Below are 26,181 nucleotides of genomic sequence, written 5' to 3' on the forward strand. Positions count from 1 at the left end.
AGCAAGCGTGATCACAAATCAAATCATAGGCGACGAAGATCGCTTTTCGGCCAGAGGAATTGATGAGCGACACGACGGAACGGCAGGAGGAGATCCGTACGCCGGTCCTCACGGCCAGGAACGTCCTCAGACGCTTCGGCGGCCTGGTCGCGGTCAATAATGTCTCGTTCGACGTCCGGCCGGGCGAAATACTTGGCCTTATCGGCCCGAACGGCGCCGGCAAGACCACGATGTTCGACCTGCTCGCCGGCAGCATTCTGCCGACCAGCGGCGAAATCCTCCTCAACGGCGTATCGGTGTCGGGGGAAGCTGCCCATCGCCGCATTGGCCGCGGCCTTGGCCGCACGTTCCAGATCCCCCGGCCCTTGCCTAACCTGACGCTGATCGAAAACGTCATGCTGGCCGCGCAAGGGCAGGTCGGAGAAAAACTGCTCGCCAATTTCCTGACGCCCCGGCGGGTCGCTGCCGAAGAAAGGGCTGCCGAGACAAGAGCCGTCGAACTGCTCGAGCTCGTCACGATCGCTCACCTCGCGCACGAACCTGCGCGCGTGCTTTCAGGCGGCCAGCGCAAGCTGCTCGAGTTGGCCCGCGTGATGATGGCCGACCCGGCGATCATCCTGCTCGACGAGCCGGCGGCCGGGGTCAACGCAACCCTGCTCGAGATCATTATCGACCGCATCCGCGACATCAATGCGCGCGGCATCACCTTCCTGCTGATCGAGCACAATATCGACATGGTGACGCGGCTTTGCCACCGCGTGCTGGTCATGGCGAGCGGCCAGCTTCTGTGCGAAGGCACCCCGGAGGAGGTGGCGCGCGACCCGCGCGTCATCGAGGCCTACCTCGGAGGCACGGCATGAGCCAAAAGGTACTCGATGTCCGCGATCTCGAAGCCGGCTACGAGCCTGGCGTTCCGATCGTGCGCGGCGCTTCGATCACCGTCGACCAGGGCGAGATCGTCGTCGTTCTCGGTCCCAATGGCGCCGGCAAGTCGAGCCTTATCAAGGCCATCGCCGGCCTTGTCCCGATCACCGGCGGCACGGTGCTGCTGGACGGCAAGGATATCACGGCGTCGCCCGCTCACATCATGGTCCGCCTTGGCCTTGCCTTCGTGCCACAGACAGAGAACATCTTCCCGCTGATGTCGGTCGAGGACAATCTCAGGGTCGCCTGCGTCATCCTGAGGCCGCGCGAGGTCCCAGCCCGCATCGAGGAAATGTATGCGGCCTTTCCCGATCTCGCCCGTCAGCGCAGAACGGCCGCGGGCAATCTGTCGGGTGGACAGCGGCAGATGCTGGCCGTCGCGCGGGCGTTGATCGTCCATCCCAAGGTGCTGGTGCTCGACGAGCCGTCGGCCGGCCTGTCGCCGAAATTCGTGGCGATGGTGTTCGAGATGCTGGCCGGCATCCGAAAGTCCGGCGTCACCATTCTGCTGGTCGAACAGAACGCCAAGGCAGCGCTTGCCATTGGAGACCGCGCCTACGTGCTGGTCGAGGGCAAGGAGCGGCACCAGGGCGTCGCCTCCGAGCTCTGGAACGACCCGGTCGTCGCTGAACTCTATCTTGGCCAGCGCCGCCTCGACCTTGGACAAGGAAGCGCGGCATGAACCTGCAATTCGTCGTCGACGGACTGCTGGCAGGGTCGATGATCGGCCTCGGCGCCATCGGCGTGACACTCACCTATTCGATCCTGCGCTTCTCGAACTTCGCCCATGGCGACTTCATGGCCTGGGGCGCCTATGCGACGCTCGCCGTGGTTGGCGCCATTGGCGCGATTTTCGGCAAGATCGCGCCGATCGCGCCCCTCTCCTTCGGTTGGCCGCTGATCGTCGCGCTCATCATCGGCATGGCGGCCACCGGCCTGCTGGCGCTGGCGCTCGACATCGTGCTGTTCGCGCGGCTACGGGCCAAGGGTCAGGCGATCATCGTGGTGATGGCGAGCTTCGGCGCCTCGATGGCGCTGAGAAGCCTGCTCGAATTCATCTTCACCTCGCGTCCGACCTATTTCAGCCGGGCGATCCAGATCGCCATGCCGATAGGTTTCGGCATCCGCATCACCCCGGACCAGATCGCGCTGCTGTTGCTGACCGCCGTGCTGGTGCTCGGCGTGCATCTCCTGATGACGCGGACCCAGACCGGCCGCTCGATGCAGGCATTGAGCCAGAACGCGGCACTTGCCCGCATCGTCGGCATCGACGTCGCCAGGGTGGTGCGCGTCACCTGGATCATCGGTGGCGCGCTGGCCTGCGTCGCCGGCGTCATGATCGGCATTCTCATCCAGATCCGCCCGTTCATGGGTTTCGAGATGCTGCTGCCGATGTTCGCGGCCGCCATCCTCGGCGGCATCGGCAGCGTGCCCGGCGCCGTTCTCGGCGGCCTGATCATCGGCATGGCCGAAGCCGGCGCGGTGCAGCTGATCGGCGCCGAATGGCGGGCAGCCGTCTCGTTCATCATCCTGATGGCGGTGCTGTTCGTGCGGCCCATCGGCCTTTTCGGAGTGAGGGAACGCTGATGGATCTGCTCGGCTACGGCGCCTTCTTCCTGACCACCGCGCTGATTTTTTCGCTCATCACGCTCGGGCTCAATCTGCAATGGGGGCTGACCGGGCTTTTCAATGTCGGGGTCGCCGGCTTCGTTGCCATCGGCGCCTACACCTCGGCGCTGCTGACCACGCCCGACGATGCCGCGCGCCTGGGCGGCTTCGACCTGCCGATCCTTATCGGCTGGCTTGGCGCCATGCTGTTGGGCGGCGTCGCCGCCGCCATCACCGGCATTGCCACGCTACGTCTGAGATCGGACTATCTGGCGATCACTACTTTCGGCGTCGCCGTCGTCGTGCAACTGGTAGCGCTCAATGCCCAGAAGCTGACCGGCGGGCCGTTCGGCATCGGCTTCATTCCGCGTCCGTTCGGCGGTCTTGCCGAAACGCCGTTGCTGTTCAACCTTTCGAACCTTGCGATCGTCTCGGTGGTGACGCTGATCGTCTATCTCGCGCTGGAGCATCTGTCGCGCAGCCCGTGGGGGCGCGTGTTGAAGGCGCTTCGCGAGGATGAGCGGGCCGCGATATCCCTAGGCAAAAGCGCACGGTTCTACCGCGTCCAGGCCTTTGCCGTCGGTGGCGCCATCATGGCGCTTGCCGGTGCGCTGCAGGCGCATTTCACCGGCTTCATCGCGCCGGACAATTATTTGCCGGCGCTGACTTTCCAGGTCTGGGTGATGCTGATCGTCGGTGGCTCGGGCAGCAACATCGGCGCCGTCATCGGCAGCATCCTGGTCTGGGCGATATGGGCCGGATCGGGAGCCTTGACCAGTATGTTGTTCTCGCCCGAACAACAGGCCCGCGCCGCTTCGCTGCAGATCGTCGCCATCGGCGTGATGCTGTGCGTCATCCTTCTGGTCAGGCCGAACGGCCTGTTTGGCGACAGGCCGCGGCGTCCAAGGTTCGGCAAGCGTGCACGCGTGGCCTCGAGCGAGAGCGGCTCATGAACGCTGTGACCCGGCCGCACGGCGTTTCCCTTTGGCATGCCGTCAGCCGCAGTCGCCGCGACCGGCCCACCCTCGAAGGCGCACTCGATGTCGATCTGGCAATTGTCGGCGGCGGGTTTTCAGGCCTTTCCACCGCGCTGCACAGTGCCGAGAAAGGCATCTCGGTTGCCGTCCTCGAGGCGGAAATCATCGCCTGGGGGGCAACCGGCAGGAATGCCGGCTTCGTCGTGCCGAATTTCGCGAAAAGAGACCCCGACGATATCATTGCCCAGCTCGGGCCCGAACGCGGCGAACGCCTTGTCGATTTCGCCGCCGGCAGCGCCGACCTCGTCTTCGACCTGATCAGGCGGCATGCCATCGAATGCGATGCCGTCCAGAGCGGCTGGATACAACCAGCCCATTCACCGGCCGCTTTGCAAAAGACCAGATCGCGCGCCGAACAATGGGCACCACGCGGAAGGCCGGCTGTTGCGCTGGATAGACAGGCGGTCGAAGAGCTGACCGGCGTTCGCGGTTATCTCGGCGGCTGGATCGACAGATCGGGTGGCGTCCTCAATCCGGTCGAATATGCGCGCGGATTGGCCGACGCGGCGGAAAAGGCCGGAGCGCGCATCTTCGAGCATACGCGTGTCGCGTCGATCGATCACATAGGCGATGGTTGGGCTTTGAAGACGGCCTCCGGTTCGGTACGCGCAGGAAAGGTGCTGGTCGCCACCAACGCCTATGGCGGAGCGCTGGATCGGGCGTTGCAGCGAACCTATTTCCCGCTGAAAATCTTCCAGATCGCGACAGCGCCGCTGCCGCGCGAAATACGCACTCGCCTGCTTCCTGGCGGGCAAGGCGTCGGCGACACACGACGCAATCTCTTCACCTTCCGCTTCGACGGCGAAAACAGGCTGATCACCGGCGGCATGCATGTTTTTGGCCCCGGTGCCGACACGCGGGTGCCGCGGGCGATCTGGCGGCGGCTTGCCGGGCATCTCGATCTCCCGGACATCCCGCCGCTTGAATACAGCTGGTCGGGGATGGCTGCCGTCAAGCCCGACTTCCTGCCGCACCTCGTCGATCTCGGCCCCGGGCTGATCGCCGGCTTGGCGTGCAACGGACGCGGCATCGCCATGACCACGAGCATGGGCAAGGTGCTTGCGGATTGGGCTGATGGAACAAAGCCTCAGGATTTGCCGCTGCCGTTTGCGCCGCCGTCGCCGATCCCGTTCCATAGCCTGATGCGGCATGCACCAAACATGGTGCTCCCCTGGAGCATGCTGCGCGACCGGCTGGATGGCTGATCGACGTGCGTCTCCGGCCGCCGTCCTGATACCCGAACTGCTAGACTCGCCCACATCATGTTGTTAACGACAGCGGATGAAGCAGAACTATCTTTATCTCATCATCGGCGCTTTGGCCGTCGCCGTTATTGCGTTGGGGATTTACGTTTATCGCGAGGAGACTAGGCCGAAAGGCGTGGAACTTCGCATCGACGATTCCGGCATTTCAGTTCAGGAAAAATAGACCGCGTAGTCCTGTTGCCCGACTTTGCACTGGAAGTCGGCTTGTACCGCCTCACCCCAACTCCAACGTCGTTATCGCAAAAATTCCGGACTGCACGAGCTGCGGCGCCTTTCCCTTGTACATCCGAGCCGTCTCGAAGCCCGGTTGAAGGCCTGCGGACGACAGCAAGTCTGCAAATTGCCGGCTGGTTTCGGGAACGTCGAGATGGACGTTTCCGGGACCGGACATGTGCGCGAGCGCGGCGAAGAGATGGCTTGCCGCGTCCAGGCTGTCGGCAAAGAGCGGGCCGATCTTGCGGCCGTCCCGGCATTGGCGCGCGACGCCGTATCCCGCAATGGCGCCGTGCTTGAGGATCGCAAGCGCCATATGCGGCGGGCGCAGCCAGTGTTCCAGGAAGGATCGCCTCGGGCCGGGAAAGAAGCGGCGGTCATAGTCCAGTATGTCCGGCACGAGTTCCGGCCCTATGGCGCGAATGTCGTTGCCGACGGCTGCCGGGACATTCGGTGACCCCATGAACCGGATCGTCCGGTAGGCCGGTGCAAAACCCATGCTGCGGTAGTTGGCCTGCTGTTCGACGACACCGTCGAGGCCGATCGTGCGCTTGCCGAGCCGCGCCGTGCCGGCATCCCAAACGACCTTGCCATGGCCTTGGCCACGCTTGTCCGGCCGGCAGATGTAGAGGCCGATGAAGCCGAAACCGTCGCCATAGGCAACGGCCGAAATGCCGGCCGCCATCTCGCCATCGATAAAGGCGCCGATGAAGCCCTGCGGGTCGGCTGCCTGAAACAGCGCGGCATCGTTAAGGCCGGGATTCCAGCCTTCCGCCGCCGCCCAATCGACAAGGGTTTGCACTTCTTCACGTGCGAGCGTTCGGATCGTTCGGGGCATTGCGATCACTCGGCGGCGCCAGGCGCGAAGGATTTCAACGCGCCATGATAGGACTTTGCCAACGGGCTTGCATAGGCGCCGCGCTTGGATGTCGTCAGGCCAAGGGCGATCAATGCCTCGGCCTGTTTCACGGCAGCGCCCACGCCGTCGATGACCGGAAGCCCGAATTCCCCCTGCAGCGCCGCCGCCAGATCGGCCATGCCGGCACAGCCGAGCACGATCGCCTCGGCGCGATCCTCGTCGATGGCGCGCGCAATCTCGTTGCGCAGCCTGAGCAGTGCGTCGGACGCCGGATCTTCGAGGGCAAGAACCGGGATGTCGGCGGCGCGCACACGCGCGCGCCCTGCCATGCCATAGCGCTGCACCAACCCTTCGACCGGCACGCGCGAACGTCCGGTGGTGGTGACGACGGTGAAGCGCTGGGCGATGAACGAGGCCGTGCTGAGCGATGCCTCGCAAATGCCGATGACCGGAATGTTGGCCATGGCGCGCGCGGCATCGAGGCCGGTGTCGTCGAAACAGGCAATGATCGCGGCTTGCGCGCCCGAGCGTTCGCCGGCGGCGATCTCGACCAGCAGGCCGGGCACGGCAAGTGCTTCATCGTAATAGCCTTCGATCGATACAGGTCCCATCGACGAGGTGACGGCAACGATCTTCGTCGATTGAGCAGCGACCGATCGGGCGGCGACCGCGATAGTATCGGTCATGCTGGCGGTGGTGTTTGGATTGACGACGAGGATCTGCACTGTCAGGCACGCTCGCGGCGGCGGCCGACATAGACGATTGCGCCGAGCGTCAGCAGGATCACCAGGAAGGAAAACACGGTCGTCACGGTGCCCAGCGCATAGAGCACCGGCGTCGTGACATTCGTCGTCATGCCGTAGATTTCGAGCGGCAACGTGTTGAACGTGCCCGAGGTCATCAGCGTGCGGGCGAACTCGTCATATGACAGAGTGAAGCCGAACAGGCCGACGCCGATCAGGCTGGGCGCGATCATCGGCAGCACGACATGGGCAAAGGTCTGCCACGACGATGCTCCGAGATCGCGCGCGGCTTCCTCATAGGCTGGCGAGAACCGGTTGAAGACAGCAAACATGATCAGCACGCCGAAAGGCAAGGTCCAGGTCAGATGGGCGCCGAAAGCGGAGGTGTACCAGGCGGGGCGGAAGCCGATCTGCTGGAAGACGACGCCGATTCCGAGACTGATGATGATCGACGGCACGACCAGGCTGGCGACGGCCAGATAGAACAGTGCGGTTGCGCCGCGAAATTTCTGCCGGAAGGCCAGGCCGGCGAGCAGCGACACGGCGACAGTGACGACCATCACCATCAGGCCAAGGACGAGCGAGCGTTTGAAGCTGCCGCCGAAGTCGCCGACCGCCTGGCGCTCGAACAAATTGGCGAACCAGTGCAGCGACACGCCGTTCAGCGGAAATGTCAGACCGCCGTTCTCGCCCTGGAAAGAGAGGATCAGGATCGCCGAAAGCGGGCCGTAGAGGAACAACACGAAAAGACCGAAGAACGCCGCCAACACATAGAATTCGAGGGTGCGCTTGTCCTGGCTCATCGCCTCACAGCTCCTTGCGGATGTCGACGATGCGCAGGATGCCCGCGACCATCAGCAGCACCAGCACCAAGAGCACGACGGCGTTGGCGGCGGCTGCCGGATATTGCAGCAGCGACATCTGGTTCTTCATCATCAGCGCGACGGAGGCGCTCTGCCCGCCGGACATCACCTGCACCGTCGAGAAGTCGGCCATCACCAGGGTGACGACGAAAATGGTGCCGATCGCCATGCCGGGCTTGGCGAGCGGAATGACGACGTTCCACAGAACCTGCCAGCCGGAAGCGCCGGCGTCGCGCGCGGCTTCTATCAATGACTTGTCGATGCGCATCAGCGTGTTGAAGATCGGCGTCACCATGAACAGCGTATAGAGATGCACCATGGCCAGCACCACGGCGAATTCGGAATAGAGCAGCCATTCGATCGGCTTCGGGATCAGCCCCATTTGCACCAGCGTCGAGTTGACCAGGCCATTGCGGCCAAGCACCGGAATCCACGAGATCATGCGGATGATGTTGGAGGTCAGGAACGGCACCGTGCAGACAAGGAACAGCACCATCTGCATGGCCGTGGTCCTGATATGGAAGGCAAGGAAATAGGCGACCCAGAAACCGATGAACAGCGTCAGCGCCCAGACGATGGCGGCGTATTTCAGCGTATTCAGGTAGGTTTTCCAGGTGACCCAGGAGCCGAGCGTGTCGGAATAATTGGTGGTCAGGAAATCCGGATACATCGCCGCGAAATCGTAATCCCAGAATGAGACCACGGCGATCATCAGAATTGGCAGCAGGAGGAACGCGCCGAGGATCAGGGCAAGTGGTGTTGCCTGGAGATAGGGGACGAGGGCGCCGATCGAGAGCCGGCGGCGTCTGGCGGGTTTGGCGGCGGCGGTGGCGGGGCGTTCGAGCGCGGCTGTCATGAACATCTCGGTATAAGTCAGCGATGCGGCGAAGCCGCCTTTCCTTCTCCCCCTTGTGGGAGAAGGTGGCCGAGCGAAGCTCGGTCGGATGAGGGGTGTTCCAGCTTGGCACCAACAGCGCTCCGGCCGGCACCCCTCAACCGTCTTGGCGCTGCGCGCCAATCCACCTTCTCCCACAAGGGGAGAAGGGGAAGACGTTGTACCTACGCAGCGATGAACTCGTTCCAGCGCTTCACCATGTAGCGGTCTTCGTCCATGACCGAGTTCCAGCAGGCGACCTTGCCCATGCGCTCTTCGAAAGAGCCGCCGTCACGCACGGCGCCAGCCTTTTCCATGACCTTGCCGTCCGGCGACAGGATATCGCCCTTTGCCGGCTTGCCTTCGATCCAGTAGCCCCACTCGTCCTCGGACATGAACTTCTTGGCCGACACCATGTTGGCCGAGTAATAGCCCTGGCGGTTGAGATAGCCGCCAACCCAGCCGGACGTGTACCAGTTGATGTATTCATAGGCGGCATCGAGTTCGGCGCCGGAGAGATGGGCTGCCAGGCCAAGCCCGCCACCCCAGGACCGGTAGCCTTCCTTGAGCGGCTGGAACCGGCACGCGATGCCCTTGGAGCGGACCGCGGCCACGGCCGGCGACCACATTGACTGGATCACCACTTCGCCTGAAGCCATCAGGTTGACGCTCTCGTCGAAGGATTTCCAGAAGGCGCGGAACTGGCCGGCTTGCTTGGCCTTGATCAGGAAGTCGATCGTCTTGTCGATCTCCTCCTTGGTCATGTTGCCCTTGTCGGCGTATTTGATGTTGCCGGTGGCTTCCATGATCATCGCCGCATCCATGATGCCGATCGACGGGATGTTGAGGATGGCGGTCTTGCCCTTGAAGGCCGGATCCATGATGTCGGCCCAGGTGGTGATATCGCGGCCGACGAGGTCGGGGCGGATGCCGAGCGTATCGGCATTGTAGATCGTCGGCACCATGGTGAACCAGTTGGTCGGCGCCTTGGCGAAGACCTTGCTGTCCTGCGCCTCGACGTAACCGACCGTGTGCGGCGCGGTGCCCTGGGCGATAACGCTGTCCGGCGCCAGCTTGCCGGTTTTGAACAGCGGCACCAGCTCGTCGTAATATTTCAGCTTGGTGACATCCATCGGCTGCAGGACGCCTGTCGGGAACACCTTCTTGCAGATCCAGTATTCGATGTCGGCGATGTCGTAGCTGTCGGGCTGCGTCACGGCGCGCTGTGCGGCGGCGTCGGAATCGGTTGCTGTCATCTCCAGCGTGATGCCGAGATCGGCCTTGCACTTGTCGGCGATGGCATTGAGGTTGGATACGCCGGTGCCGAACTGGCGCAGCGTGATGTTCGATTGCGCCCAGATGGTCGGAAAGCCAGATATGGCGCCGGAACCGGCGGCGAAACCGACGGCGGCGGCACCTGTCTTGAGCAGCGAACGTCGCGATATTCCAGTCTTCTTGTCGGTGGTGTTGGTCATGTTCAGTTCCCCTGTTTTGATTGGTTATGCTGGATTTCAGGAATCGAGACGACCAAGGACGATCGCGTCCTCGGCGTCCCAGGCGATCGGCACTGCGTCGCCGACGGCAACCGGGCTGGCGAAGAAGCTGGTGTCGTCGACGATTACGGTGAAATCCTCGATGCCGGCGCCATTGACCGAGAGCTTCACGGTCGAACCGCGGTACTCGACGTTTGAAACGATGCCGGTGAAGCCGAGCCCGGCTGCCGGCGGCTCGCCGATGCGCACGTGGTCGGTGCGAATGGCGATGTCGATGGGTTCCCCGGTCTCCCTGCCCTGCCCGCTGGCCGCGAGCGTGACGCCGCCGGGCACATCGAAAACGACCATGCCGTCGCGACTGCCGGCGACGCGCCCGGAGATGACATTGTGGTCGCCCATGAAACGAGCGACGAAGGCCGTGGCCGGCCGCTCGAACACCGTGCGAGGGTGCGCCGCCTGCTCGATACGGCCATCGTTCATCACCACGATCAGGTCGGCCAGCGCCATCGCCTCTTCCTGGCTGTGGGTGACGTGGACGAAAGTGATGCCGAGCGACGTCTGCAGCTTCTTCAGTTCGGCTCGCATGCGGATCTTCAGGAAAGGATCGAGCGCCGAAAGCGGTTCGTCGAGCAACAGCGCCTCGGGATCGGTGATCAATGCGCGCGCAAGAGCAACGCGCTGCTGCTGCCCGCCGGAAAGCTGCGCCGGGCGGCGGCTGGCATAGGCCGCCATCTGCATCAGCTTCAGCATGTCGAGTGCCTTGGCGCGGCGCTCCTCCTTGCCGACGCCTTTCATCTTCAGGCTGAAGGCGACATTGTCGATCAGGTCGAGATGCGGAAACAGTGCGTAGGACTGGAACATCATGGCAGTGCCGCGCCTGGCCGGCGGCAGGTCGGTGACCACTGTGTTGCCGAGACGCACGTCGCCACTCGATATGCTCTCGTGCCCGGCGATCATGCGCAGCGTCGAGGTCTTGCCACAGCCGGACGGACCGAGCAGGCAGCAATAGGTACCCGCAGGGATTTTCAGGCTGATGCCTTCGACGGCAGTCGTCGCGCCATAGACTTTCGAAACGGACACAATGTCGATTTCGGCGGCTTTGGACATCCAGTTTCCCCTTTGGTCGGATTAGCCAAAGCATCATGCGTGCCAGTTGCGCGCCGCCGCACCAACCAACTGAATCCTCGAAGAAATCAGGGCCGCCTCTATATAGCTGCCGATACGTCGCCCTTGTGCAATGCACAAATTATAGGCGATTGCCGCCGATCTTCGCAAAGATCGTATGCAATCTTTTTCATCTCTGTATTCACTTTGTCTCTCGTCCAAGCGATGCGATTCAGGGTAGAAGAACGCAGGACCACTGCCATGAACATTGCCGACCAGACCTTCCCTGCTATCGAGGCCGCCAACGAGGATCGCGCGCAGGCGATCCGCGACCAGTTGCGCGACGCGATCGTCGATCGCCGGCTGGCGCCGGGAACAAAGCTTTCCGAAGGCGAAGTCGGCACGCTGTTCGATGTCAGCCGCACCGTGGCGCGTGCGGCACTGCAGATGCTTTCCTTCGAGGGATTGGTGCGCACCGAGCGCAATCGCGGCGCCTTCGTCGCCAATCCGTCGCCGGAGGAAGCGCGGCAGGTTTTTGCTTCGCGCCGGCTCATCGAACCAGGCATCGCGATTGCCGCCGCCGGACGGATGACGCCGGCGCATGTCGCCGCGTTCAAGGCCCAGCTCGACGAAGAAGGCCGTTTCATCGCCGAACGCGGACCGAACGCAAGGCGATCGGAGATCAAGGCGTCGGGGGATTTTCACCTGCTTCTGGCGTCGGTCGCGGGAAACGTCATCCTGCAGCGCTTCATGGAGGAATTGGTCGCTCGTTCATCGCTGGTGATCGCACTCTATGGCCGCTCGGGCATCTCGAGCTGCGGCCACAACGAACACACGCAGATCCTCGAGGCGCTGGAAAATGGCAATGCCGAACGCGCCAGCGCGCTGATGCTGCACCACATCGACCATATCGAGGCCGACCTCGATCTGCGCGTCAGGAGCGGCCCGGCACTCAGGCAGGCGCTCGAGTTCTGAGATCGCGTCAACGCACGATCCTCACACACATCGGCGTGCCAATATCGATGGATCGGCCGGCGTCGGTCAGCCGGCCGGTTGCGACATCACGGGCGAAAATCGAGATGCGGTCGGCATTCTGGTTGGCCGAGAACAGATGGCCGCCCGAGGGCGTCAGTGCCAGATTGCGCGGCGTGGCGCCGCCGCAAGGCGTATAGCCCACAAGGGCAAGCCTGCCGGTTTGCTGGTCGATCGAAAACACCACTATGCTGTCATGGCCGCGGTTGGAGCCGTAGAGAAAGCGGCCGTCAGGCGAGATCTGGATGTCGGCGCAGTGATTGCCGTCGCGCGCCTCGGGCGGCACGGCCGGCTTGCTGTCGATCACCGGAAGCTTGCCTGATGCTTCGTCCAGCGCCAGCGAGACAACCGTCGAATCCAGCTCGTTCATGACGAACACGAAGCGACCGCCCGGATGCAGTGCGAGATGGCGCGGACCCGCGCCTGGCGCAAGCGCCGACTCGGCGAGCTTCGTCAGGCTGCCGTCTGAGCCGATGCGATAGGACACCAGCCGGTCGATGCCGAGGTCAGCGACGATCGCCATGCCGCCGGCAACCGTCTCGGTTACGCTATGGGCATGCGGCCGCTCCTGGCGGGCAGGATCTGGTCCGGTCCCGCTATGGGCAACGCTCGACAACGGCGCTGTCAGGCCGCCATTCTCACCCAACCCATAGACCACGACCGAGCGATCGGGGCCGCCCTCGCCCATGCCGTAATTGGCGACCAGCAGCTTCGTACGGTCGCGCGTGATGGTGTTGTGCGCCGTGATGCTGCCCAGCGTCGGCTGCTTGTTGATGTAGGACAGCGTGGCGGTCTGCCTGTCGAAACGGTAGGCCGAGACCACCCCTTCGCGCCAGGTGAACACTTCTGAGTTGGCATAGATGTGGGAGCCGTCCGGCGTCACCGACAGGAAGGTGGGATTGTCGATGTCTCCCGTCTCGGCCAGTTTCTTCGTCTGCAGCCTCCCTTCGTCGAAACTGTAGACACCCAGCCCGATGCCGCGCGCGCCCTGAAAATACGGGGCGTCGCGATTGAGGCTGCCGACGAAAACCAGACAGGCATTCTGCATCACTTCCTCCCTTGTTCCGCCGGCATTGGCCCCGACGGAGCAGGCAAAATTTCGCCTGTTCACGCTTGCAACACAACCCCATATGTGAAAATACTATTCACAAAAGAAGATTGACGGGAGGATCGATCATGCATTTCGCTGGTCCGCGGCGCGCCCTGATGGACGATTCCCGCTCCCAAAGGAAGTCGTCATGAGCGGTTTCGCGCCAACCGTGGGCGTGGCATCGACACACCCCGCCAACATGCCTAGGGATCACGCCGACCTTCCCGTCTGGAACGCGGAGAACTGGTTCTACGAAGACTGGCCGGTCGGCCAGAAGATCCGCTCGCTGCGCCGGACCATTGCCGAGGGCGACAGCCATCTCTTCAACACGCTGGTGCTCGACATCCATCCATACGTGCAGGACCAGATGTTCGCCGAGACGCAAGGCATTTTCGGCAAGCGGCTGGTGGCAGGGGCCTTCGTGTTCTCGGCCGGGCTCGGTCTCGTCGCCACCAATTGCATCAACGCCTTTTCGTATGGCTACGACAAATTGCGCTTCATCAAGCCGGTGTTCATAGGCGACACGATCTATTCGATCCGCTCCAACCTCGACAAGAAGCCAAAATACAAGGAAATGGGGCTGATCCGCGCCAGCTATGAAGTCTTCAAGGGTGAAGGCGAGCTCGTGCTTTATTGCGAGCACCTGCAGACGGTGAAGTACCGCAATCCGGCCGATTTCGCCGGCAAGACGGAGAAATAGGCAATGGCTGCCATTGCCGAACTGCCGCTGACCGGGCTCATCGTTGTCGATATGAGCCAGTTCTTGTCCGGGCCTTACTGCTCGCTGCGACTGCTCGACCTCGGCGCTCGCGTCATCAAGATCGAACGGCCGGACGGCGGCGATCTGTCGCGCCGGCTCTATCTCAGCGACACCGAGATCGGTGGCGATTCCACCATTTTCCATGCGATCAACCGCGCCAAGGAAAGCCTTGCCATCGACTTGAAGGACGAGGCCGACCTTGCGGCGCTGCGCGGCCTGCTGGCCAAGGCCGACGTGCTGATCCAGAATTTCAGGCCCGGCGTCATCGAACGCCTGGGCTTCGATTACGAGGCGGTGCGCAAGATCAATCCGCGCCTGGTCTACGCCTCGATCAGCGGCTATGGCGAGGAAGGCCCGTGGGTCAAGCGGCCCGGGCAGGATCTGCTGGCGCAGGCCCGCTCCGGCGTGATGTGGCTGAACGGCGACGAGGACCAGGGGCCGGTGCCCTTCGGCCTGGCGATCGCCGACATGCTGGCGGGTTCCGCCGCCGCGCAAGGCATCCTCGCCGCACTGGTGCGGCGCGGCGTGACCGGCAAGGGCAGCCATGTCGAGACCAGCCTGCTCGAAGCGCTGGTCGACTTCCAGTTCGAGGTGCTGACCACGCATCTCAATGACGGGCGCCGGCTGCCGCGGCGGTCGAGCTTCCGCAGCGCGCACGCCTATCTCTCGGCGCCCTACGGCGTCTATCCGGCCAAGGGCGGCTATCTGGCGATCGCCATGACGCCGATCTCGAAACTCGCCGATCTCCTCGGGCTCGAGGAGCTTGCGCCCTATCGCGACCAGCCGTCGACCTGGTTCACCGCCCGCGACGAGATCAAGGCGATCATCGCGCAAAAGATCGCAACGAAGACGGTCGACGAATGGCTTGCCATTCTCGAGCCTGCCGACATCTGGTGCGCCAAGGTTTTGACCTGGCCGGAAATGATGGCCAGCGAAGGCTTCCAGGTCCTCGACATGCTGCAGACGGTGACGCGCGAGGATGACGTTTCGATCCTCACCACGCGCTCGCCGCTCAGGGTAGACGGCATCCGCGCGAAGGTCGAGCGGGCCGCGCCACGCATCGGCGAGCACAGCGCAAAAATCCGCGCTGAGTTCGGGCTGTGAGCGACGTCACGCTCAAAGGCATGACCTGGAGCCATCCGCGCGGCTATGACCCGATGGTCGCCTGTTCGGCAGTGTGGACGGAACGCACCGGCGTCGCCGTTGAATGGGACAAGCGCTCGCTGCAGGATTTCGAATCCTTCCCGGTCGAGGAACTGGCTCGTGCCTACGACCTGATCGTCGTCGACCATCCGCATGTCGGCCAGATCACCGCCGAGAACTGCCTGACGCCGCTCGATGTCGCCGGCCGGGAAGGCGAGCGTGCAGCACTTGCGGCGGGCAGCGTCGGCCGGTCCTTTCCGAGCTACAACTGGCAAGGCCGGCAGTGGGCGTTTCCGATCGACGCGGCCAGCCAGGTGCAGGCATGGCGGCCCGACATGCTTTCGGCTGCGCCGGCGAGCTGGGCCGATGCCCTCGATCTGGCCCGGCAAGGCCACGTGCTGTTGCCGCTCAGGCCGCCGCATTCGCTGATGGTGTTCTACACGCTTGCCGGCAATCTCGGCCGACCCGCCGGTGAAGGCCCTGGCGACCATGTGGATCCGGCAGCGGGCAAGCAGGTCTTCGAGATGATGCGCGAGATCGCAGCCCTCGTCGACCCGGCCTGTCTTGGCATGGATCCGATCGCGGTTCTGGAGCAAATGGCCGGATCCGGCTCGCGGATCGCCTGCGCGCCGCTGATCTATGGCTATGTCTCCTATGCCATCGCCGGGTTTCGACCCAACCGCCTGGCTTTCGCGGATATTCCGGCCGCTGGCAATGCCGGCCCCAAACGCTCGGCGCTCGGCGGCACCGGCATCGCCGTGTCGGCCTTCTCGAAGGCCGGACAGGAAGCAATCGACTTCGCCTACTGGATCGCCAGCGGTGACGTGCAGCGCGGCCCTTACGCCTCGGCCGGCGGCCAGCCCGGCCATGCGGCAGCCTGGGCGGATGCCGCCGTCAACGCCGCCGCCGGCAATTTCTACAAGGACACGCGGGCCACGCTCGAAGGTGCCTGGGTCAGGCCGCGGCACGACGGCTACATGGCGTTCCAGCAGGCGGCGTCCGATCGCATCAATCTCGGCCTGAGCGAAAGGCACAATGCCGCTCGCGTCGTTGCCGATCTCAATCGCCTGTTTCGGGAGAGCCTTTCGACGCAGGTGTCCGGCGTTGCCGGCGGAGGAGCCTGAACAACCGAACGGAGGAGAACATGAACAGCCTGATCCGCGGCCTTATGGCCGCAACCGCACTTGCATCGGTCACGACCATAGCCTGCGCTCAAGACGTTTCGGGCGTGATTGCTGGATTGCCGACCGAACTGAAGGCACAATATGACGGCGCGCCGCAAAAGGTGCTGCCGTCGGCCTGGGATAATTTCACGCCGCCGTCAAAGCCGTGGAAATGGTGCCACTCCGAGTCCTACCAGGGCAATCCGTGGCGCGTCACCGTGACCAAGGAGTTGAAGCGGCTGGTCGACGGCCTGATCGCCGACGGCACCGTGGCGAGCTTCGAGGTGTCGGATTCCAACAACGACGCCAGTCAGCAGATCAACCAGATCCGCGCCTTCATCGACAAGAAATGCTCGATCATCACCTCGATCCCCGGCTCGGCGACGGCGCTGGACGATGCCATCGATGCGGCAGCCAAAGCCGGCATCCCCTTCATCACGGCAGCTGGGTCGGTGACTAGCCCGAATGCGATCAATGTCGATTCCAACTATGCGCGCTGGGGCTACGACATGATGACGGCGATCGGCAAAGCAATGCCGGACGGCGGCAGCGTGCTTCTGGTCGAAGGCATTGCCGGTCACCCGATCGTCGTGCAGGAGCGCCAGGGCGGCGACAAGGCACTGGCCGAAAATTCAAAGCTCAAGGTCTCGCGCAGCGTCAACGGCAACTGGACGGCCAACGTCACCAAGACGGCGGTGCTGCAGGCAATCGCCACCAATCCGGCGCCGATCGATGCAGTGTGGACGACGGGCAGCGAAAGCCGCGTCGTTGCCGAGGCCTTTGCCGAGGCCGGCCGCCCTGCCCCGCTGATCACCGGCTCGATCACCGGCGATGCGCTCGGCTACTGGAAGGCCAATCCCGACAAATACCGCTTCGAAGGCCATGCGGTTCTGCCGCACTGGACGGCCGAGACGCTGTTTCGTGTCGGCGTGCGCATGCTCGACGGACAGAAACCGAAGCTCAATACGCTGCTGATCCCGATTCCGCCGGTCCACAATGCCGACCTCGGCGCCTGGTACAAGGACTGCATGACGCCGGACGCCGTCTCGATCTTCCCGGTCCCGCCGAAGGATCCGATGCCGGAGGAATGGCTCGATGCCTACTTCGCCAATCCGGCACCGACCAAGGGCTGGGACTATTCGAAGGTGCCGGACGCCTGCGCCAAGTAGCATTTATGAGGGCCGGCTCCGCACCAGCGGTGCCGGCTTTCTCCATCAGGATTGCTCATGCTGGAAGTCCAGGCCATCTCGAAACGCTACGGCGAAACGATCGCGCTGGCCAATGCTTCAATCGCATTCCGCGCCGGCACGATCCACACCATCCTGGGCGAGAATGGTTCGGGCAAGAGCACCCTGGTCAAGCTGCTGTCGGGAATCGTCCAGCCGGACAGCGGCGCGATCCTGCTCGACGGAGCGCCCTTTACCGGCCTCTCGCCGGCGGCGTTCCAGGGCGCCGGGTTCGCCACCGTGTTCCAGGAAGTGCTGATCGCGCCTGACCGTTCGGTGACGGACAACATCCTGCTCGGCCTCGACGGCTTGCTGACGCGCACCGTGCCGCGCGCCGAGCGGCGGCAACGCGCGCAAGCGGTGCTGAAGCGCTTCGCGGTGACCGAGATCCCGCTCGACCAGTTGGCCGGGCAATTGCCGCTTGCGGTTCAGCAATTGGTAGTGCTCGCCCGCGCCGTGGTGCGCAGCCCGCGCATTCTCATCCTCGACGAGGTCACAGCGGCGCTAGACTTTGCCGATCGCGAGGCGGTTTTCGCCATGATGCGCAGGCTTGCTTCGGAGGGCTGCCTGATCCTGTTCATCACCCACCGCATGGACGAGGTGATGTCGCTTTCGGACCGGATTTCCGTGCTGCGCGGCGGCAGCGTGGTGACGACTGAGGAACGCGGCACGTCCACCGCATCCGAACTTCTCAGAGCGATGGCGCCACGCACGGCGGCGGAGCTGGCGCATGGCTGATCGCGCCAGCCTTTCGGTGCGTGGCCTGGTGATCGCGCCGGGCGCAAGCCCCATGACGCAAACCATTGCGCCGGGCGAGATCGTCGGCCTTGCCGGCCTCGACGGCCACGGACAGGAGCGGTTCCTGAAAGTGCTGGCCGGCCTGGAACGCCCGGCCGGCGGCGAGGTGACCGTCGAGGCGCCAACCGGAGCGCGCGCGATCACCAATTTCCGCAAGGCGGTCGCGGGCGGCATCGCCTATTTGCCGCGCGACCGGCGCACCACCGGCATTTTTCCGACCCAATCGGTGCTCGACAATTTTGCCGTCTCGACGCTGTCGCGCGATATGCGTTTCGGTCTGCTCAGCTTCGCCGCGCGGCGGCAGCGCTATGAACGCTATCGGGACAGACTGTCGATCATCGCGCCACGGCCGGACGCCCCGATCACCACGCTTTCCGGCGGCAATCAGCAGAAGGTGCTGCTGGCCCGCGCATTGGCGCTGGAACCGGCGATCCTGCTCCTCAATGATCCGACGCGCGGTGTCGACGTGGCGACGCGCCATGTCCTCTACGATGTGTTTCGTGGACTGGCGGCGGACGGCATGGCGCTGGTCATCCTGTCGAGCGAGATCGAGGAGATCCTGCTGCTTTGCCATCGCGTGCTGGTGTTCCGCGAACAGCAGGTGGCGGCTGAAATCACCGGAGACGCGATGAAAAGCGATACGGTGATCGCCGCCATGTTCGGGCGCGCGGCATGAGCGGCTTGCGGCGCATGGCGGCGCGATGGCGCGGCGCTGGCTTTGCGGCAGTGCTGCTGGTCATCCTGATCGCGGTCAATCTGCTGCTCAATCCGGCGCGCTTCCATCCTGCCGCCTGGGGCGCGCTGATCGGGCTCGCCGCGCCGCTGATCGGCGCAGCGCTCGCCTCGGCTCCGGTGATCCTCGCCGGGCGCGGCGGCATCGACATTTCCGTCGGGCCACTGATGGGCTTCGTCAATGCGATGGTGATCCAGCTGCTGTTTCTCAGGCTTGGCATGTCTTCGCCGATGTTCATCGTGCCGGCGGCGCTGTTGATCGGCGCGATCGTCGGCGCCGCCAACGGCTTTCTGGCGACCATCGTCCGCATCCAGCCGATCGTCGCAACGCTCGGCACCTATCTGATCCTCACCGGCATGACGCTGACCATCCTGCCGGCGCCGATCGGGCCGGCGCCGGGCTGGCTGAAGGCAATGGCCGGACCCTGGTCGGCGCTGCCGCTGGCGCTGATCTTGCTGTTCTGGTGGCTGGTGCGACAGACGCCTTATTACGACCAGCTGATGGCGGTGGGCAGCGACGACCGCGCCGCCTACACGGCCGGCATTCCGGTGACGAAAGTACGTTTCATAGCCTATGTCATGACCGGCATACTTGCCGCCTGTGCCGGCCTCATGCTGACCGCCCTGATCGGTTCGGCCGACCCTAATATCGGGCCAACCTACACGCTGATCGCGATTGCCGCGGTGGCGCTCGGCGGCGTCAGCCTTGCCGGCGGGCGCGGCGGGCTCGCCGGCGCCGCCATCGGCGCTGTCGACATCTTCCTGCTGCAGAGCGTGCTGACCGCCTTCAACGTCTCCACCTATGTGCTGCAGATCGCCTATGGCGCGATCCTGGTTGTGGCCGTCATCATGACGGCGCTGCAGGAGCGGCTCTCGGGACGGAAAGGCTGAGAAGCATGAGCCGGAACTGGTTCCAGTCCACCAATGCCCGCGTCGCCGGTGCCTTTGCCGTCGCTGTCGCCTTGCATCTCCTTGGCACCTTGCTCATCCCGGGCTACTCCCAGCCGTTCGCCATCCGGGCGCTGCTGGTCATCGCCTCGCTGCTGGCGGTGGCATCGATCGGCCAGACCCTCGTCGTCATTCTCGGCGGTATCGATCTGTCGATCCCCTTCATCATCGGCTTTGCCAATGTCGTTGCCGCACAGCTCTACGGCGGCGGCTGGAATTTTGCCCTTGTCTGCGCAGTCGTCGGCGCGCTCGCCTTACTGATCGGGGCGCTGAACGGCCTGATCTCGCGTGGGCTCGATATCCACCCGCTGATCGTCACGCTCGGCACTGGCATGATCGTGCAAGGTGCCGTCCTGTTGTGGACCGGTGGCTTTCCATCCGGATCGGCGCCGCAAGCGGTTTCCGCCTTCGTTTCGATCGGCGGTTCGGTCGGACCGCTGCCGGTGCCGGGGCTGGTGCCATGCGTCGCGGTGGTGACCTTGCTGGTGGCGCTGGTGCTGGCGCGCACGCCATACGGCCGCCGTCTCTACGCCCTAGGCAGCAATCCAGGTGCTGCGCCGCTGGCGCTGATCGATCCAGTCCGCATGTGGACCGTGACCTATGCCGCGAGCGCCTTCTTCGCCGCCGCGGCCGGCGTGCTGCTGCTCGGCTTCACCGGTTCGGCCTATGGCGATGTCGGCCAGCCCTATCTGTTCCAGACGATCGCGGCAGTGGTGGTCGGCGGCGCCGCCCTTGTCGGCGGCCGCGGCAGCTATTTCGGCACCATTGCCGGCGTGCTGGTGCTGACGGAGATCAACACGCTGCTGATCGGCCTCGGCTTCCGGCCCTCGACCGTGCAGGCGGCACTTGGCCTGGTCATCGTGCTCCTGGTTTCGCTCTACGGTCGCGAGCGGCACGTGTCGGCGACGATCTAATTCACGTCGCGCAAAAGCATGCCCTCGGGCTTGAACCGAGGGTGCGCAACGGTTTTGCGCTAACGACATGCATAAAAACAAGAAACTTGAAGCGCCTCCCATGAATCCGTTCAATCAGGCGGCTGTCCGAAATGGCCGAGACGGGTGGAAAGCGGTCAACTCGAACCAGCAGAGCTCGGTAAGTCGATAATCAAACCTTCAGGAAATGGCTCGCCGGGCGAACGCAGGTGCTCGTGGATGTCGGTGTGCCCTTCCCCTGACCGGTAGAACTCGATCCGGTCTGCCGCGATCTCGAAATCCACATCGTTCCACCAGATGCAGAACGTAGGGCGATAGCCCTTTCCGATACCGGCAGGCGGAGGGCAATGGGTCTGTGTGAGGGCCACAAAGTCGTAAGCGTTTTGGATCGTCTCAGGCTCGAAGGGCTCTTCGCTCTGCGCAACAATGGTTGCGATTTGTTCGCGGATGACGGTCCAACGGTCCATTCTTAAATACCCTTTCCCTTACCGTCAGCCAATAATCGAAAGTCTGCAATGGGTGGATAGCGGTAGGTCCCCCTTTCGCCTGAAACTCAGCAAAGGCGGACATTGGCGCTAGACTTTCCACGCGGTATGGTGCTCTCCAATGCGATATGAACAGGTGCATGCAATTTGGGATTTTTACGACGGGGTTCGGACCGGCGTAGCTGATTTGGATGGCGCTCCCCACTATTTCGCTTCTCAGTTTGACGAAGGCGCGGACGACTACTCTGACAATTTCAAGCTCTATCCCATTGGGCCTGAGTTCATGCGACGCGCAATGCGCAATTGGGACATCTATCGGGCTTGGGAGCGCAAATTTCATAGCGGCGACGCTGAACTTGAGACCCATCCGGGCCACGGCGGCGACGCTGAATACGACGAACTGCAGTTCTGGCTCGACGAACAGATAGCGCGACTTCAGGAACTGCCGACCCTTTATGGGGCAAGGTTCCGCGCATTACCCGGTCAAGATGGTCTTCCCGGCGGAATGCTCCGCGAGCTTGAAGTCGCATGGTCGCCTTCGCCTGCTTAGCGTACCGAGCAGCCGCCGCCTCGCAAAGCCGAGGGTCCGGCTCTGGAAATTCCTAGCTGACCGACCTACGACCGAAATGGTCGAACTCGGCCGTTCGGAGTGATTGAGTTTTGACCCTAAAGTAAGCCGGCTTACAAACGCCACAGCCGCTTCGCATTGCCGGACAGCAGTTGTTGCCGTTCATCGGCGCTGGTGCCGGCAAGCAGCGCGTGCGTTGCCGCAATCCAGGTCGCAAGCCCGCCGCCAAGCGTGCAGACCGGCCAGTCGCTGCCCCAGACGACCCGGTCCCAGCCGAACCATTCGATGGTGTGCTCGACATAGGGAAGCAGCGTTTCGACAGTCCAGGATCCGGCATCCGCATAGGCGACCACACCGGAAATTTTGCCGACGACGTTCGGGCGCCGCGCGATCTCCGCCATGTGCTCGCGCCAGGGGTGCTCGGCACCACCCTTGATGTCGGGCACGCCACAATGGTCGAGCACGAACTGCACGTCCGGCGCGAGGTCAGCGAGTGCAATCGCCTTGGGGATCTGGTGCGGCAGAACGACAAGGTCGAAGGTCAGGCCGGTGCCGGCAAGCCGCTTGATGTTTTCACGAAACAGCGCGCCCTCCGAAAGCTCGTCCGGCATGACGTGCAGCACGCGGCGAAAGCCCTTGACGAAACGATCGGCGCGCTGGCGCTCGAGATAGGCGGCAAAGCCGGGCTCTTCCGGACGGCAGGAGGCAATTGCCCCCCGCAGCAAGCTGGCCTTTTCCCGCGACAGCGCTTTGACACGGCTGGTTTCAGCCGCGATGTCGGCAGGATCGACATCGACCTCCATATGCAATGCGCCCTCGATGCCGGCGCGGCAGGCCTGGACTGCATATTCGTCGTAGGGGAAATCGCGGTTGAGCGCCGGCACGCCGGCCAGCCAGGGATAGCGCAGCGCGGACTGGTCGATCAGGTGCAGATGGGTGTCGAAGATCATGGTGGCGCGCTCCTCCTTGGCGACTTCGAGATCATCTCACGGAGAAATTCTTCATTCAAATAAGAATTCATCGCGATTGCTTGACGGTCGATCCCGCCAGTTGCGACAGCTTTTCGGTCGCTGCCAGCAGCAGCTCAATCGTCCTCGTAATGTCGGGCGCCTTGGGTGCGTTGACCAGGGTTATGTAGGGGATCGACAGCGCGGCGATCGCCCTGCCGTCCGAACCAAGAACCGGTGTTGACAGGTTGAAGACACCGGCGGTCTGCATCGATGCCATCATCTCGTAGCCGCGTTCCCGGATCTGGTCGAGGCGGGCAAAGAACTCCGGCGATTGCGGTGGCTTGTCGGTGCTGCGCAGATGTTCTGAGATCATCATCTGCCGCTCTTCCGGCGGGCGGAACGCCAGCAACACATGGCCGGAGCCGGTGTCGAACAGGCTGATATGCGAGCCGACGCGGATGGAGATGCCCCAGTAATCCGGCGCTTCCTGCTGGGCAATCACCACAGCGGAGCCGCGATCGAAGACGACGAGCTGATTTGCCTGCTGTGTGGTTTCGGCCAGTTCGCGCATCAGCGACGTCGCATAGGAAACCAGCCGGCGCACCGGCGCGTGCAGCTGCGCCAGGCCAAACAGCTTGAGCGTCAGCGAATAACGGTCGCCATCCGGCCGCGTGACGTAGCCGCGCCGCACCAGCCGGTCCAGCATGCGGTAGAACTCGTTCGGGCTGCGGTCGAGCTTCTTGGCGATTTCCGCCTGCGTCAGGCCGCCGTCGACGCCGGCCAGCAGCTCGAGAATGTCGAGCCCCTTGTCCAACGCCGGGGCTCGATAGCGGTCGTCTTCCTCGTCCTCTGCCATTGGGCTTCTCCAGTGAATTTCATCTTTCATATACGCATAACGGCATTGCTTCCGGAAGAACTTTCGGCTTGACGATCCTATAAATGTTTTGTTTGTATATGAATGACGCTGCCGATCCGCCCTCGCTATGGATCGACGCAGACTCTTGGGAGGATACCATGACGAAACTGTTTTGCGGCCTGTCGGCCGGCGTAACGCTGCTCGCACTGGGTGCGACTGCCCTTGCTGCCGACCTGCCCGGCGAATTCGACGGCGTCACGATCGACGCCAAGCTGATCGGCGGCCAGCAATATGAAGGGCTGTACGCGCGCATCGGCGAATGGGAAAAACTGACCGGCGCCAAGGTCAACGTGATCTCGAAGAAAAACCACTTCGAGCTCGATAAGGAAATCAAGTCGGACATCGCCTCCGGCAGCATCAACTGGTGCGTTGGGTCGAATCACTCGTCCTTCGCGCCGCAATATCCTGATATCTACACCGACCTCAACAAGCTGCTGCCGAAGGAGGAGATCGACGCCTTCGTGCCGTCGACGATCAAGGCCTCGACGCTCGACGGCAAGCTGGTGATGCTGCCGCGCGCGCAGTTCGACGTCTCGGCGCTCTATTACCAGAAGAGCCTCTATCAGGACGAAGCCAAGAAGGCCGCCTACAAGGCCAAGTACGGCAAGGAGCTGACACCGCCCGACACCTGGGACGAGGTCGCCCAGCAGGCGGAATTCTTCGCCAGCCCGCCCGATTTCTACGGCACCCAGTTCGCCGGCAAGGAAGAGGCGATCAACGGCCGCTTTTACGAGATGCTCATCGCCGACGGCGGCGAATACCTCGACAAGGATGGCAAGCCGGCCTTCAACTCGGAAGCCGGCGTGCACGCGCTCGACTGGTTCGTCAATCTCTACAAGGCTAAGGCGGTGCCGGCCGGCACCACCAACTATCTGTGGGACGATCTCGGCCAGGGCTTTGCCTCCGGCACCGTCGCCATCAACCTCGACTGGCCGGGCTGGGCAGGCTTCTTCAACGATCCGAAGTCGTCGAAGGTCGCCGGCAATGTCGGGGTGAAGGTGGCGCCGAAGGGATCGGCAGGCATTCGCACGGGCTGGTCGGGGCACCACGGATTTTCGGTCACCGAAAACTGCGCCAGCAAGGAAGCCGCGGCGTCGCTGGTCTGGTTCCTGACCAATGAGGACAGCCAGAAGCTCGAGGCGGCAAGCGGCCCACTGCCGACCCGCACGGCGGTGTGGGACTGGGATATCCAGCAGGCGGCCAGCGATCCTTACAAGAAGGAAGTGCTGGCGGCTTTCCAGGAAGAGGCAAAGCACGCTTTTGCCGTGCCGCAGACACCTGAATGGATCGAAATCTCCAACGCCGTCTATCCCGAATTGCAGGCCGCCATCCTTGGCGACAAGACCTCCAAGCAGGCACTGGACGACGCTGCCGCCAAGGCCATGCAAATCCTCGAGGACGCCGGCAAGCTTTGACCATTCTCCCAAGGGGGCGCCGCGCTCATCGAAGAGCGGCGCCCCCGAACTTTTTGCGAACCATGCGCAACACGCTTTGTCTTGATCCCAGCTCGCCGATGGCGGCCTTCGGTGTCCGGGCACCAACCAGAACCGGATAGCCATGAAAGGCTGGAGACCTTCGCCGCCATTGCTGCTCCTGCTGCCGGCGGTGATCGTTCTGGCGGCCGTGGTGGTGGTGCCGCTGCTGCTTTCGCTCTATTCCAGCTTCACGCCGTTCCGGCTGACCAGGCCGGAGACGTTCTGGGTCTTCATCGGCGCGCGCAACTACGTCACCATTCTGACCAGCCGCGCTTTCTGGGTCGCCTTTGCCCGCACCGTGGTGCTGCTGACGGTGGCGCTCAACCTGGAAATGCTGATCGGGCTCGGGCTGGCGCTGCTGGTGGAGAAGGCATCGCGCGGCCAGCGGATCCTGCGCACCATCATGATGTTTCCGATGATGTTTTCGCCGATCCTCGTCGGCTTCCAGTTCAAATTCATGTTCAACGACAATATCGGCCTGGTGAACAACGCCCTGCAGGGGCTCGGCCTGACCGATCGCGCCATCCCGTGGCTGATCGACGGCAATCTCGCCTTCATCGCCATCCTGATCGCCGAGATCTGGTCGTCGACTTCGGTGTTCGCGATCCTGATCCTGGCCGGGCTGCTGGCGATGCCGCGCGAACCGGTCGAGGCGGCCCGCGTCGACGGCTGCACGCCGTGGCAGACATTCCGCTATGTCACCTGGCCGTTCATCATGCCGTTTGCCTTTATCGCCATGACCATCCGCTCGCTTGACGTCGCGCGCGCCTACGACATCGTCAAGATCATGACCGACGGCGGCCCCGCCGGCCGCACCGAACTGGTCTGGACGCTGGTCGCCCGCACCGCCTACAGCGATGCCAGGATGGGAATGGCCAATGCCATGGCCTATTTCTCGATCCTGCTGTCGATCCTGTTCACCGTCTATTTCTACCGCAAGCTCGCCGCAGCGCGCACGCAGATCGCGGCGGAGTGGTGAG

28 protein-coding genes are annotated in these 26,181 nt (G+C 63.5%); 18 read left to right on the forward strand and 10 right to left on the reverse strand.

Translation table 11 applies throughout. The features are described from left to right. The first annotated feature begins 62 nt into the window (after positions 1–62). The 6 genes from NKI47_RS12490 to NKI47_RS12515 all read left to right on the forward strand — a co-directional run bounded on the left by NKI47_RS12490 (position 63) and on the right by NKI47_RS12515 (position 4,997). Positions 63–860, forward strand: a complete 798-nt coding sequence (locus NKI47_RS12490) for an ABC transporter ATP-binding protein (RefSeq protein ID WP_352590323.1) — start codon at positions 63–65, stop codon at positions 858–860. Then, positions 857–1,606 (forward strand): ABC transporter ATP-binding protein, encoded by a 750-nt coding sequence (locus NKI47_RS12495; protein ID WP_352590326.1) that lies wholly within the window; start codon positions 857–859, stop codon positions 1,604–1,606. The genes NKI47_RS12490 and NKI47_RS12495 overlap by 4 nt, the downstream gene beginning before the upstream one ends. Next, positions 1,603–2,511 (forward strand): branched-chain amino acid ABC transporter permease, encoded by a 909-nt coding sequence (locus NKI47_RS12500; protein WP_352569309.1) that lies wholly within the window; start codon positions 1,603–1,605, stop codon positions 2,509–2,511. The genes NKI47_RS12495 and NKI47_RS12500 overlap by 4 nt, the downstream gene beginning before the upstream one ends. After that, positions 2,508–3,485: a branched-chain amino acid ABC transporter permease gene (locus NKI47_RS12505; RefSeq protein ID WP_352569443.1), complete on the forward strand. Its 978-nt coding sequence runs from the start codon at positions 2,508–2,510 to the stop codon at positions 3,483–3,485. Before NKI47_RS12500 ends, NKI47_RS12505 begins: the two co-directional genes overlap by 4 nt. After that, positions 3,482–4,774, forward strand: coding sequence for an NAD(P)/FAD-dependent oxidoreductase (locus NKI47_RS12510; protein ID WP_352590329.1), 1,293 nt, complete (start codon positions 3,482–3,484; stop codon positions 4,772–4,774). Before NKI47_RS12505 ends, NKI47_RS12510 begins: the two co-directional genes overlap by 4 nt. Positions 4,775–4,850: 76 nt before the next feature. Then, a complete protein-coding gene (locus NKI47_RS12515; RefSeq protein ID WP_352452379.1) occupies positions 4,851–4,997 on the forward strand; it encodes a hypothetical protein in 147 nt (48 codons plus the stop codon). 51 nt (positions 4,998–5,048) lie between these two features. Here the strand turns inward: NKI47_RS12515 and NKI47_RS12520 are convergent, their stop codons facing one another. The 6 genes from NKI47_RS12520 to NKI47_RS12545 all read right to left on the reverse strand — a co-directional run bounded on the left by NKI47_RS12520 (position 5,049) and on the right by NKI47_RS12545 (position 10,986). After that, a complete protein-coding gene (locus tag NKI47_RS12520) occupies positions 5,049–5,885 on the reverse strand; it encodes a GNAT family N-acetyltransferase (RefSeq protein WP_352590332.1) in 837 nt (278 codons plus the stop codon). Positions 5,886–5,890: 5 nt separating this feature from the next. Next, positions 5,891–6,631, reverse strand: a complete 741-nt coding sequence (locus tag NKI47_RS12525) for an aspartate/glutamate racemase family protein (protein ID WP_352590335.1) — start codon at positions 6,629–6,631, stop codon at positions 5,891–5,893. A gap of 2 nt (positions 6,632–6,633) precedes the next feature. Continuing rightward, the gene (locus NKI47_RS12530) at positions 6,634–7,452 is read right to left on the reverse strand and encodes an ABC transporter permease (RefSeq protein ID WP_352451583.1); all 819 of its coding nucleotides are present in this window, start codon (positions 7,450–7,452) and stop codon (positions 6,634–6,636) included. Between the two features lie 4 nt (positions 7,453–7,456). Beyond that, complete coding sequence (locus tag NKI47_RS12535) at positions 7,457–8,368, reverse strand: ABC transporter permease (RefSeq protein WP_023676073.1); 912 nt, start codon at positions 8,366–8,368, stop codon at positions 7,457–7,459. A 203-nt stretch (positions 8,369–8,571) separates the two neighbouring features. Next, complete coding sequence (locus NKI47_RS12540; protein WP_023676074.1) at positions 8,572–9,861, reverse strand: ABC transporter substrate-binding protein; 1,290 nt, start codon at positions 9,859–9,861, stop codon at positions 8,572–8,574. A gap of 36 nt (positions 9,862–9,897) precedes the next feature. Beyond that, positions 9,898–10,986: an ABC transporter ATP-binding protein gene (locus tag NKI47_RS12545; RefSeq protein WP_352590339.1), complete on the reverse strand. Its 1,089-nt coding sequence runs from the start codon at positions 10,984–10,986 to the stop codon at positions 9,898–9,900. Between the two features lie 258 nt (positions 10,987–11,244). On the opposite strand from NKI47_RS12545, the gene NKI47_RS12550 reads away from it, so the two are divergent. Then, positions 11,245–11,958, forward strand: coding sequence for a GntR family transcriptional regulator (locus NKI47_RS12550; RefSeq protein ID WP_023676076.1), 714 nt, complete (start codon positions 11,245–11,247; stop codon positions 11,956–11,958). 7 nt (positions 11,959–11,965) lie between these two features. Here NKI47_RS12550 and NKI47_RS12555 read toward each other — a convergent pair whose 3' ends face one another. Then, positions 11,966–13,063 (reverse strand): lactonase family protein, encoded by a 1,098-nt coding sequence (locus tag NKI47_RS12555; RefSeq protein WP_352590342.1) that lies wholly within the window; start codon positions 13,061–13,063, stop codon positions 11,966–11,968. 190 nt (positions 13,064–13,253) lie between these two features. Between NKI47_RS12555 and NKI47_RS12560 the strand changes: the two genes are divergently transcribed. Genes NKI47_RS12560 through NKI47_RS12595 form a run of 8 tightly spaced genes read left to right on the forward strand, consistent with a single transcriptional unit; the run spans position 13,254 to position 20,789 of the window. Beyond that, the gene (locus NKI47_RS12560) at positions 13,254–13,805 is read left to right on the forward strand and encodes a MaoC family dehydratase (RefSeq protein WP_352455282.1); all 552 of its coding nucleotides are present in this window, start codon (positions 13,254–13,256) and stop codon (positions 13,803–13,805) included. A 3-nt stretch (positions 13,806–13,808) separates the two neighbouring features. Continuing rightward, positions 13,809–14,969 carry a CaiB/BaiF CoA transferase family protein gene (locus tag NKI47_RS12565; protein ID WP_352590347.1) on the forward strand — a complete coding sequence of 387 codons (1,161 nt, stop codon included), beginning with the start codon at positions 13,809–13,811 and terminating at the stop codon, positions 14,967–14,969. A 20-nt stretch (positions 14,970–14,989) separates the two neighbouring features. Next, positions 14,990–16,132 (forward strand): carbohydrate ABC transporter substrate-binding protein, encoded by a 1,143-nt coding sequence (locus tag NKI47_RS12570; RefSeq protein ID WP_352590430.1) that lies wholly within the window; start codon positions 14,990–14,992, stop codon positions 16,130–16,132. Positions 16,133–16,152: 20 nt separating this feature from the next. Further along, positions 16,153–17,340 carry an ABC transporter substrate-binding protein gene (locus NKI47_RS12575; RefSeq protein WP_352590350.1) on the forward strand — a complete coding sequence of 396 codons (1,188 nt, stop codon included), beginning with the start codon at positions 16,153–16,155 and terminating at the stop codon, positions 17,338–17,340. A 57-nt stretch (positions 17,341–17,397) separates the two neighbouring features. After that, positions 17,398–18,135 (forward strand): ATP-binding cassette domain-containing protein, encoded by a 738-nt coding sequence (locus NKI47_RS12580; RefSeq protein WP_352590353.1) that lies wholly within the window; start codon positions 17,398–17,400, stop codon positions 18,133–18,135. Beyond that, positions 18,128–18,871, forward strand: a complete 744-nt coding sequence (locus NKI47_RS12585) for an ATP-binding cassette domain-containing protein (RefSeq protein WP_352472917.1) — start codon at positions 18,128–18,130, stop codon at positions 18,869–18,871. The genes NKI47_RS12580 and NKI47_RS12585 overlap by 8 nt, the downstream gene beginning before the upstream one ends. Continuing rightward, positions 18,868–19,818: an ABC transporter permease gene (locus NKI47_RS12590; protein ID WP_352590356.1), complete on the forward strand. Its 951-nt coding sequence runs from the start codon at positions 18,868–18,870 to the stop codon at positions 19,816–19,818. Before NKI47_RS12585 ends, NKI47_RS12590 begins: the two co-directional genes overlap by 4 nt. 5 nt (positions 19,819–19,823) lie before the next feature. Next, a complete protein-coding gene (locus NKI47_RS12595) occupies positions 19,824–20,789 on the forward strand; it encodes an ABC transporter permease (RefSeq protein ID WP_352590359.1) in 966 nt (321 codons plus the stop codon). A 155-nt stretch (positions 20,790–20,944) separates the two neighbouring features. On the opposite strand, the gene NKI47_RS12600 is transcribed toward NKI47_RS12595, so the two are convergent. Beyond that, positions 20,945–21,274: a hypothetical protein gene (locus NKI47_RS12600; protein WP_352590362.1), complete on the reverse strand. Its 330-nt coding sequence runs from the start codon at positions 21,272–21,274 to the stop codon at positions 20,945–20,947. A gap of 139 nt (positions 21,275–21,413) precedes the next feature. On the opposite strand from NKI47_RS12600, the gene NKI47_RS12605 reads away from it, so the two are divergent. Further along, complete coding sequence (locus NKI47_RS12605; protein ID WP_352590365.1) at positions 21,414–21,842, forward strand: hypothetical protein; 429 nt, start codon at positions 21,414–21,416, stop codon at positions 21,840–21,842. Between the two features lie 131 nt (positions 21,843–21,973). Here the strand turns inward: NKI47_RS12605 and NKI47_RS12610 are convergent, their stop codons facing one another. Together NKI47_RS12610 and NKI47_RS12615 are read right to left on the reverse strand one after the other, a co-directional pair. Next, positions 21,974–22,810, reverse strand: coding sequence for an amidohydrolase family protein (locus NKI47_RS12610; protein ID WP_352590368.1), 837 nt, complete (start codon positions 22,808–22,810; stop codon positions 21,974–21,976). 67 nt (positions 22,811–22,877) lie between these two features. Then, complete coding sequence (locus NKI47_RS12615; RefSeq protein ID WP_352590371.1) at positions 22,878–23,666, reverse strand: IclR family transcriptional regulator; 789 nt, start codon at positions 23,664–23,666, stop codon at positions 22,878–22,880. 158 nt (positions 23,667–23,824) lie between these two features. On the opposite strand from NKI47_RS12615, the gene NKI47_RS12620 reads away from it, so the two are divergent. Together NKI47_RS12620 and NKI47_RS12625 are read left to right on the forward strand one after the other, a co-directional pair. Further along, positions 23,825–25,141: a type 2 periplasmic-binding domain-containing protein gene (locus NKI47_RS12620; protein WP_352590374.1), complete on the forward strand. Its 1,317-nt coding sequence runs from the start codon at positions 23,825–23,827 to the stop codon at positions 25,139–25,141. Between the two features lie 142 nt (positions 25,142–25,283). After that, positions 25,284–26,180 carry a carbohydrate ABC transporter permease gene (locus tag NKI47_RS12625; protein ID WP_023676089.1) on the forward strand — a complete coding sequence of 299 codons (897 nt, stop codon included), beginning with the start codon at positions 25,284–25,286 and terminating at the stop codon, positions 26,178–26,180. Position 26,181: the final 1 nt, after the last annotated feature.

The sequence above is a fragment of the Mesorhizobium sp. M0633 genome, from assembly GCF_040320645.1.
In the GTDB taxonomy this organism is placed as follows: Bacteria; Pseudomonadota; Alphaproteobacteria; order Rhizobiales; family Rhizobiaceae; genus Mesorhizobium.

Excerpts from the sequence above, each read along its gene's own strand:
- NKI47_RS12490 (WP_352590323.1), top strand. The coding sequence starts at position 63 with ATGAGCGACACGACGGAACGGCAGGAGGAGATCCGTACGCCGGTCCTC.
- NKI47_RS12495 (WP_352590326.1), top strand. The coding sequence starts at position 857 with ATGAGCCAAAAGGTACTCGATGTCCGCGATCTCGAAGCCGGCTACGAG.
- NKI47_RS12500 (WP_352569309.1), top strand. The coding sequence starts at position 1,603 with ATGAACCTGCAATTCGTCGTCGACGGACTGCTGGCAGGGTCGATGATC.
- NKI47_RS12510 (WP_352590329.1), top strand. The coding sequence starts at position 3,482 with ATGAACGCTGTGACCCGGCCGCACGGCGTTTCCCTTTGGCATGCCGTC.
- NKI47_RS12515 (WP_352452379.1), top strand. The coding sequence starts at position 4,851 with ATGAAGCAGAACTATCTTTATCTCATCATCGGCGCTTTGGCCGTCGCC.
- NKI47_RS12520 (WP_352590332.1), bottom strand. The coding sequence starts at position 5,885 with ATGCCCCGAACGATCCGAACGCTCGCACGTGAAGAAGTGCAAACCCTT.
- NKI47_RS12530 (WP_352451583.1), bottom strand. The coding sequence starts at position 7,452 with ATGAGCCAGGACAAGCGCACCCTCGAATTCTATGTGTTGGCGGCGTTC.
- NKI47_RS12535 (WP_023676073.1), bottom strand. The coding sequence starts at position 8,368 with ATGACAGCCGCGCTCGAACGCCCCGCCACCGCCGCCGCCAAACCCGCC.
- NKI47_RS12540 (WP_023676074.1), bottom strand. The coding sequence starts at position 9,861 with ATGACCAACACCACCGACAAGAAGACTGGAATATCGCGACGTTCGCTG.
- NKI47_RS12545 (WP_352590339.1), bottom strand. The coding sequence starts at position 10,986 with ATGTCCAAAGCCGCCGAAATCGACATTGTGTCCGTTTCGAAAGTCTAT.
- NKI47_RS12550 (WP_023676076.1), top strand. The coding sequence starts at position 11,245 with ATGAACATTGCCGACCAGACCTTCCCTGCTATCGAGGCCGCCAACGAG.
- NKI47_RS12555 (WP_352590342.1), bottom strand. The coding sequence starts at position 13,063 with ATGCAGAATGCCTGTCTGGTTTTCGTCGGCAGCCTCAATCGCGACGCC.
- NKI47_RS12560 (WP_352455282.1), top strand. The coding sequence starts at position 13,254 with ATGAGCGGTTTCGCGCCAACCGTGGGCGTGGCATCGACACACCCCGCC.
- NKI47_RS12565 (WP_352590347.1), top strand. The coding sequence starts at position 13,809 with ATGGCTGCCATTGCCGAACTGCCGCTGACCGGGCTCATCGTTGTCGAT.
- NKI47_RS12570 (WP_352590430.1), top strand. The coding sequence starts at position 14,990 with ATGACCTGGAGCCATCCGCGCGGCTATGACCCGATGGTCGCCTGTTCG.
- NKI47_RS12575 (WP_352590350.1), top strand. The coding sequence starts at position 16,153 with ATGAACAGCCTGATCCGCGGCCTTATGGCCGCAACCGCACTTGCATCG.
- NKI47_RS12580 (WP_352590353.1), top strand. The coding sequence starts at position 17,398 with ATGCTGGAAGTCCAGGCCATCTCGAAACGCTACGGCGAAACGATCGCG.
- NKI47_RS12585 (WP_352472917.1), top strand. The coding sequence starts at position 18,128 with ATGGCTGATCGCGCCAGCCTTTCGGTGCGTGGCCTGGTGATCGCGCCG.
- NKI47_RS12590 (WP_352590356.1), top strand. The coding sequence starts at position 18,868 with ATGAGCGGCTTGCGGCGCATGGCGGCGCGATGGCGCGGCGCTGGCTTT.
- NKI47_RS12595 (WP_352590359.1), top strand. The coding sequence starts at position 19,824 with ATGAGCCGGAACTGGTTCCAGTCCACCAATGCCCGCGTCGCCGGTGCC.
- NKI47_RS12600 (WP_352590362.1), bottom strand. The coding sequence starts at position 21,274 with ATGGACCGTTGGACCGTCATCCGCGAACAAATCGCAACCATTGTTGCG.
- NKI47_RS12605 (WP_352590365.1), top strand. The coding sequence starts at position 21,414 with ATGCGATATGAACAGGTGCATGCAATTTGGGATTTTTACGACGGGGTT.
- NKI47_RS12610 (WP_352590368.1), bottom strand. The coding sequence starts at position 22,810 with ATGATCTTCGACACCCATCTGCACCTGATCGACCAGTCCGCGCTGCGC.
- NKI47_RS12615 (WP_352590371.1), bottom strand. The coding sequence starts at position 23,666 with ATGGCAGAGGACGAGGAAGACGACCGCTATCGAGCCCCGGCGTTGGAC.
- NKI47_RS12620 (WP_352590374.1), top strand. The coding sequence starts at position 23,825 with ATGACGAAACTGTTTTGCGGCCTGTCGGCCGGCGTAACGCTGCTCGCA.
- NKI47_RS12625 (WP_023676089.1), top strand. The coding sequence starts at position 25,284 with ATGAAAGGCTGGAGACCTTCGCCGCCATTGCTGCTCCTGCTGCCGGCG.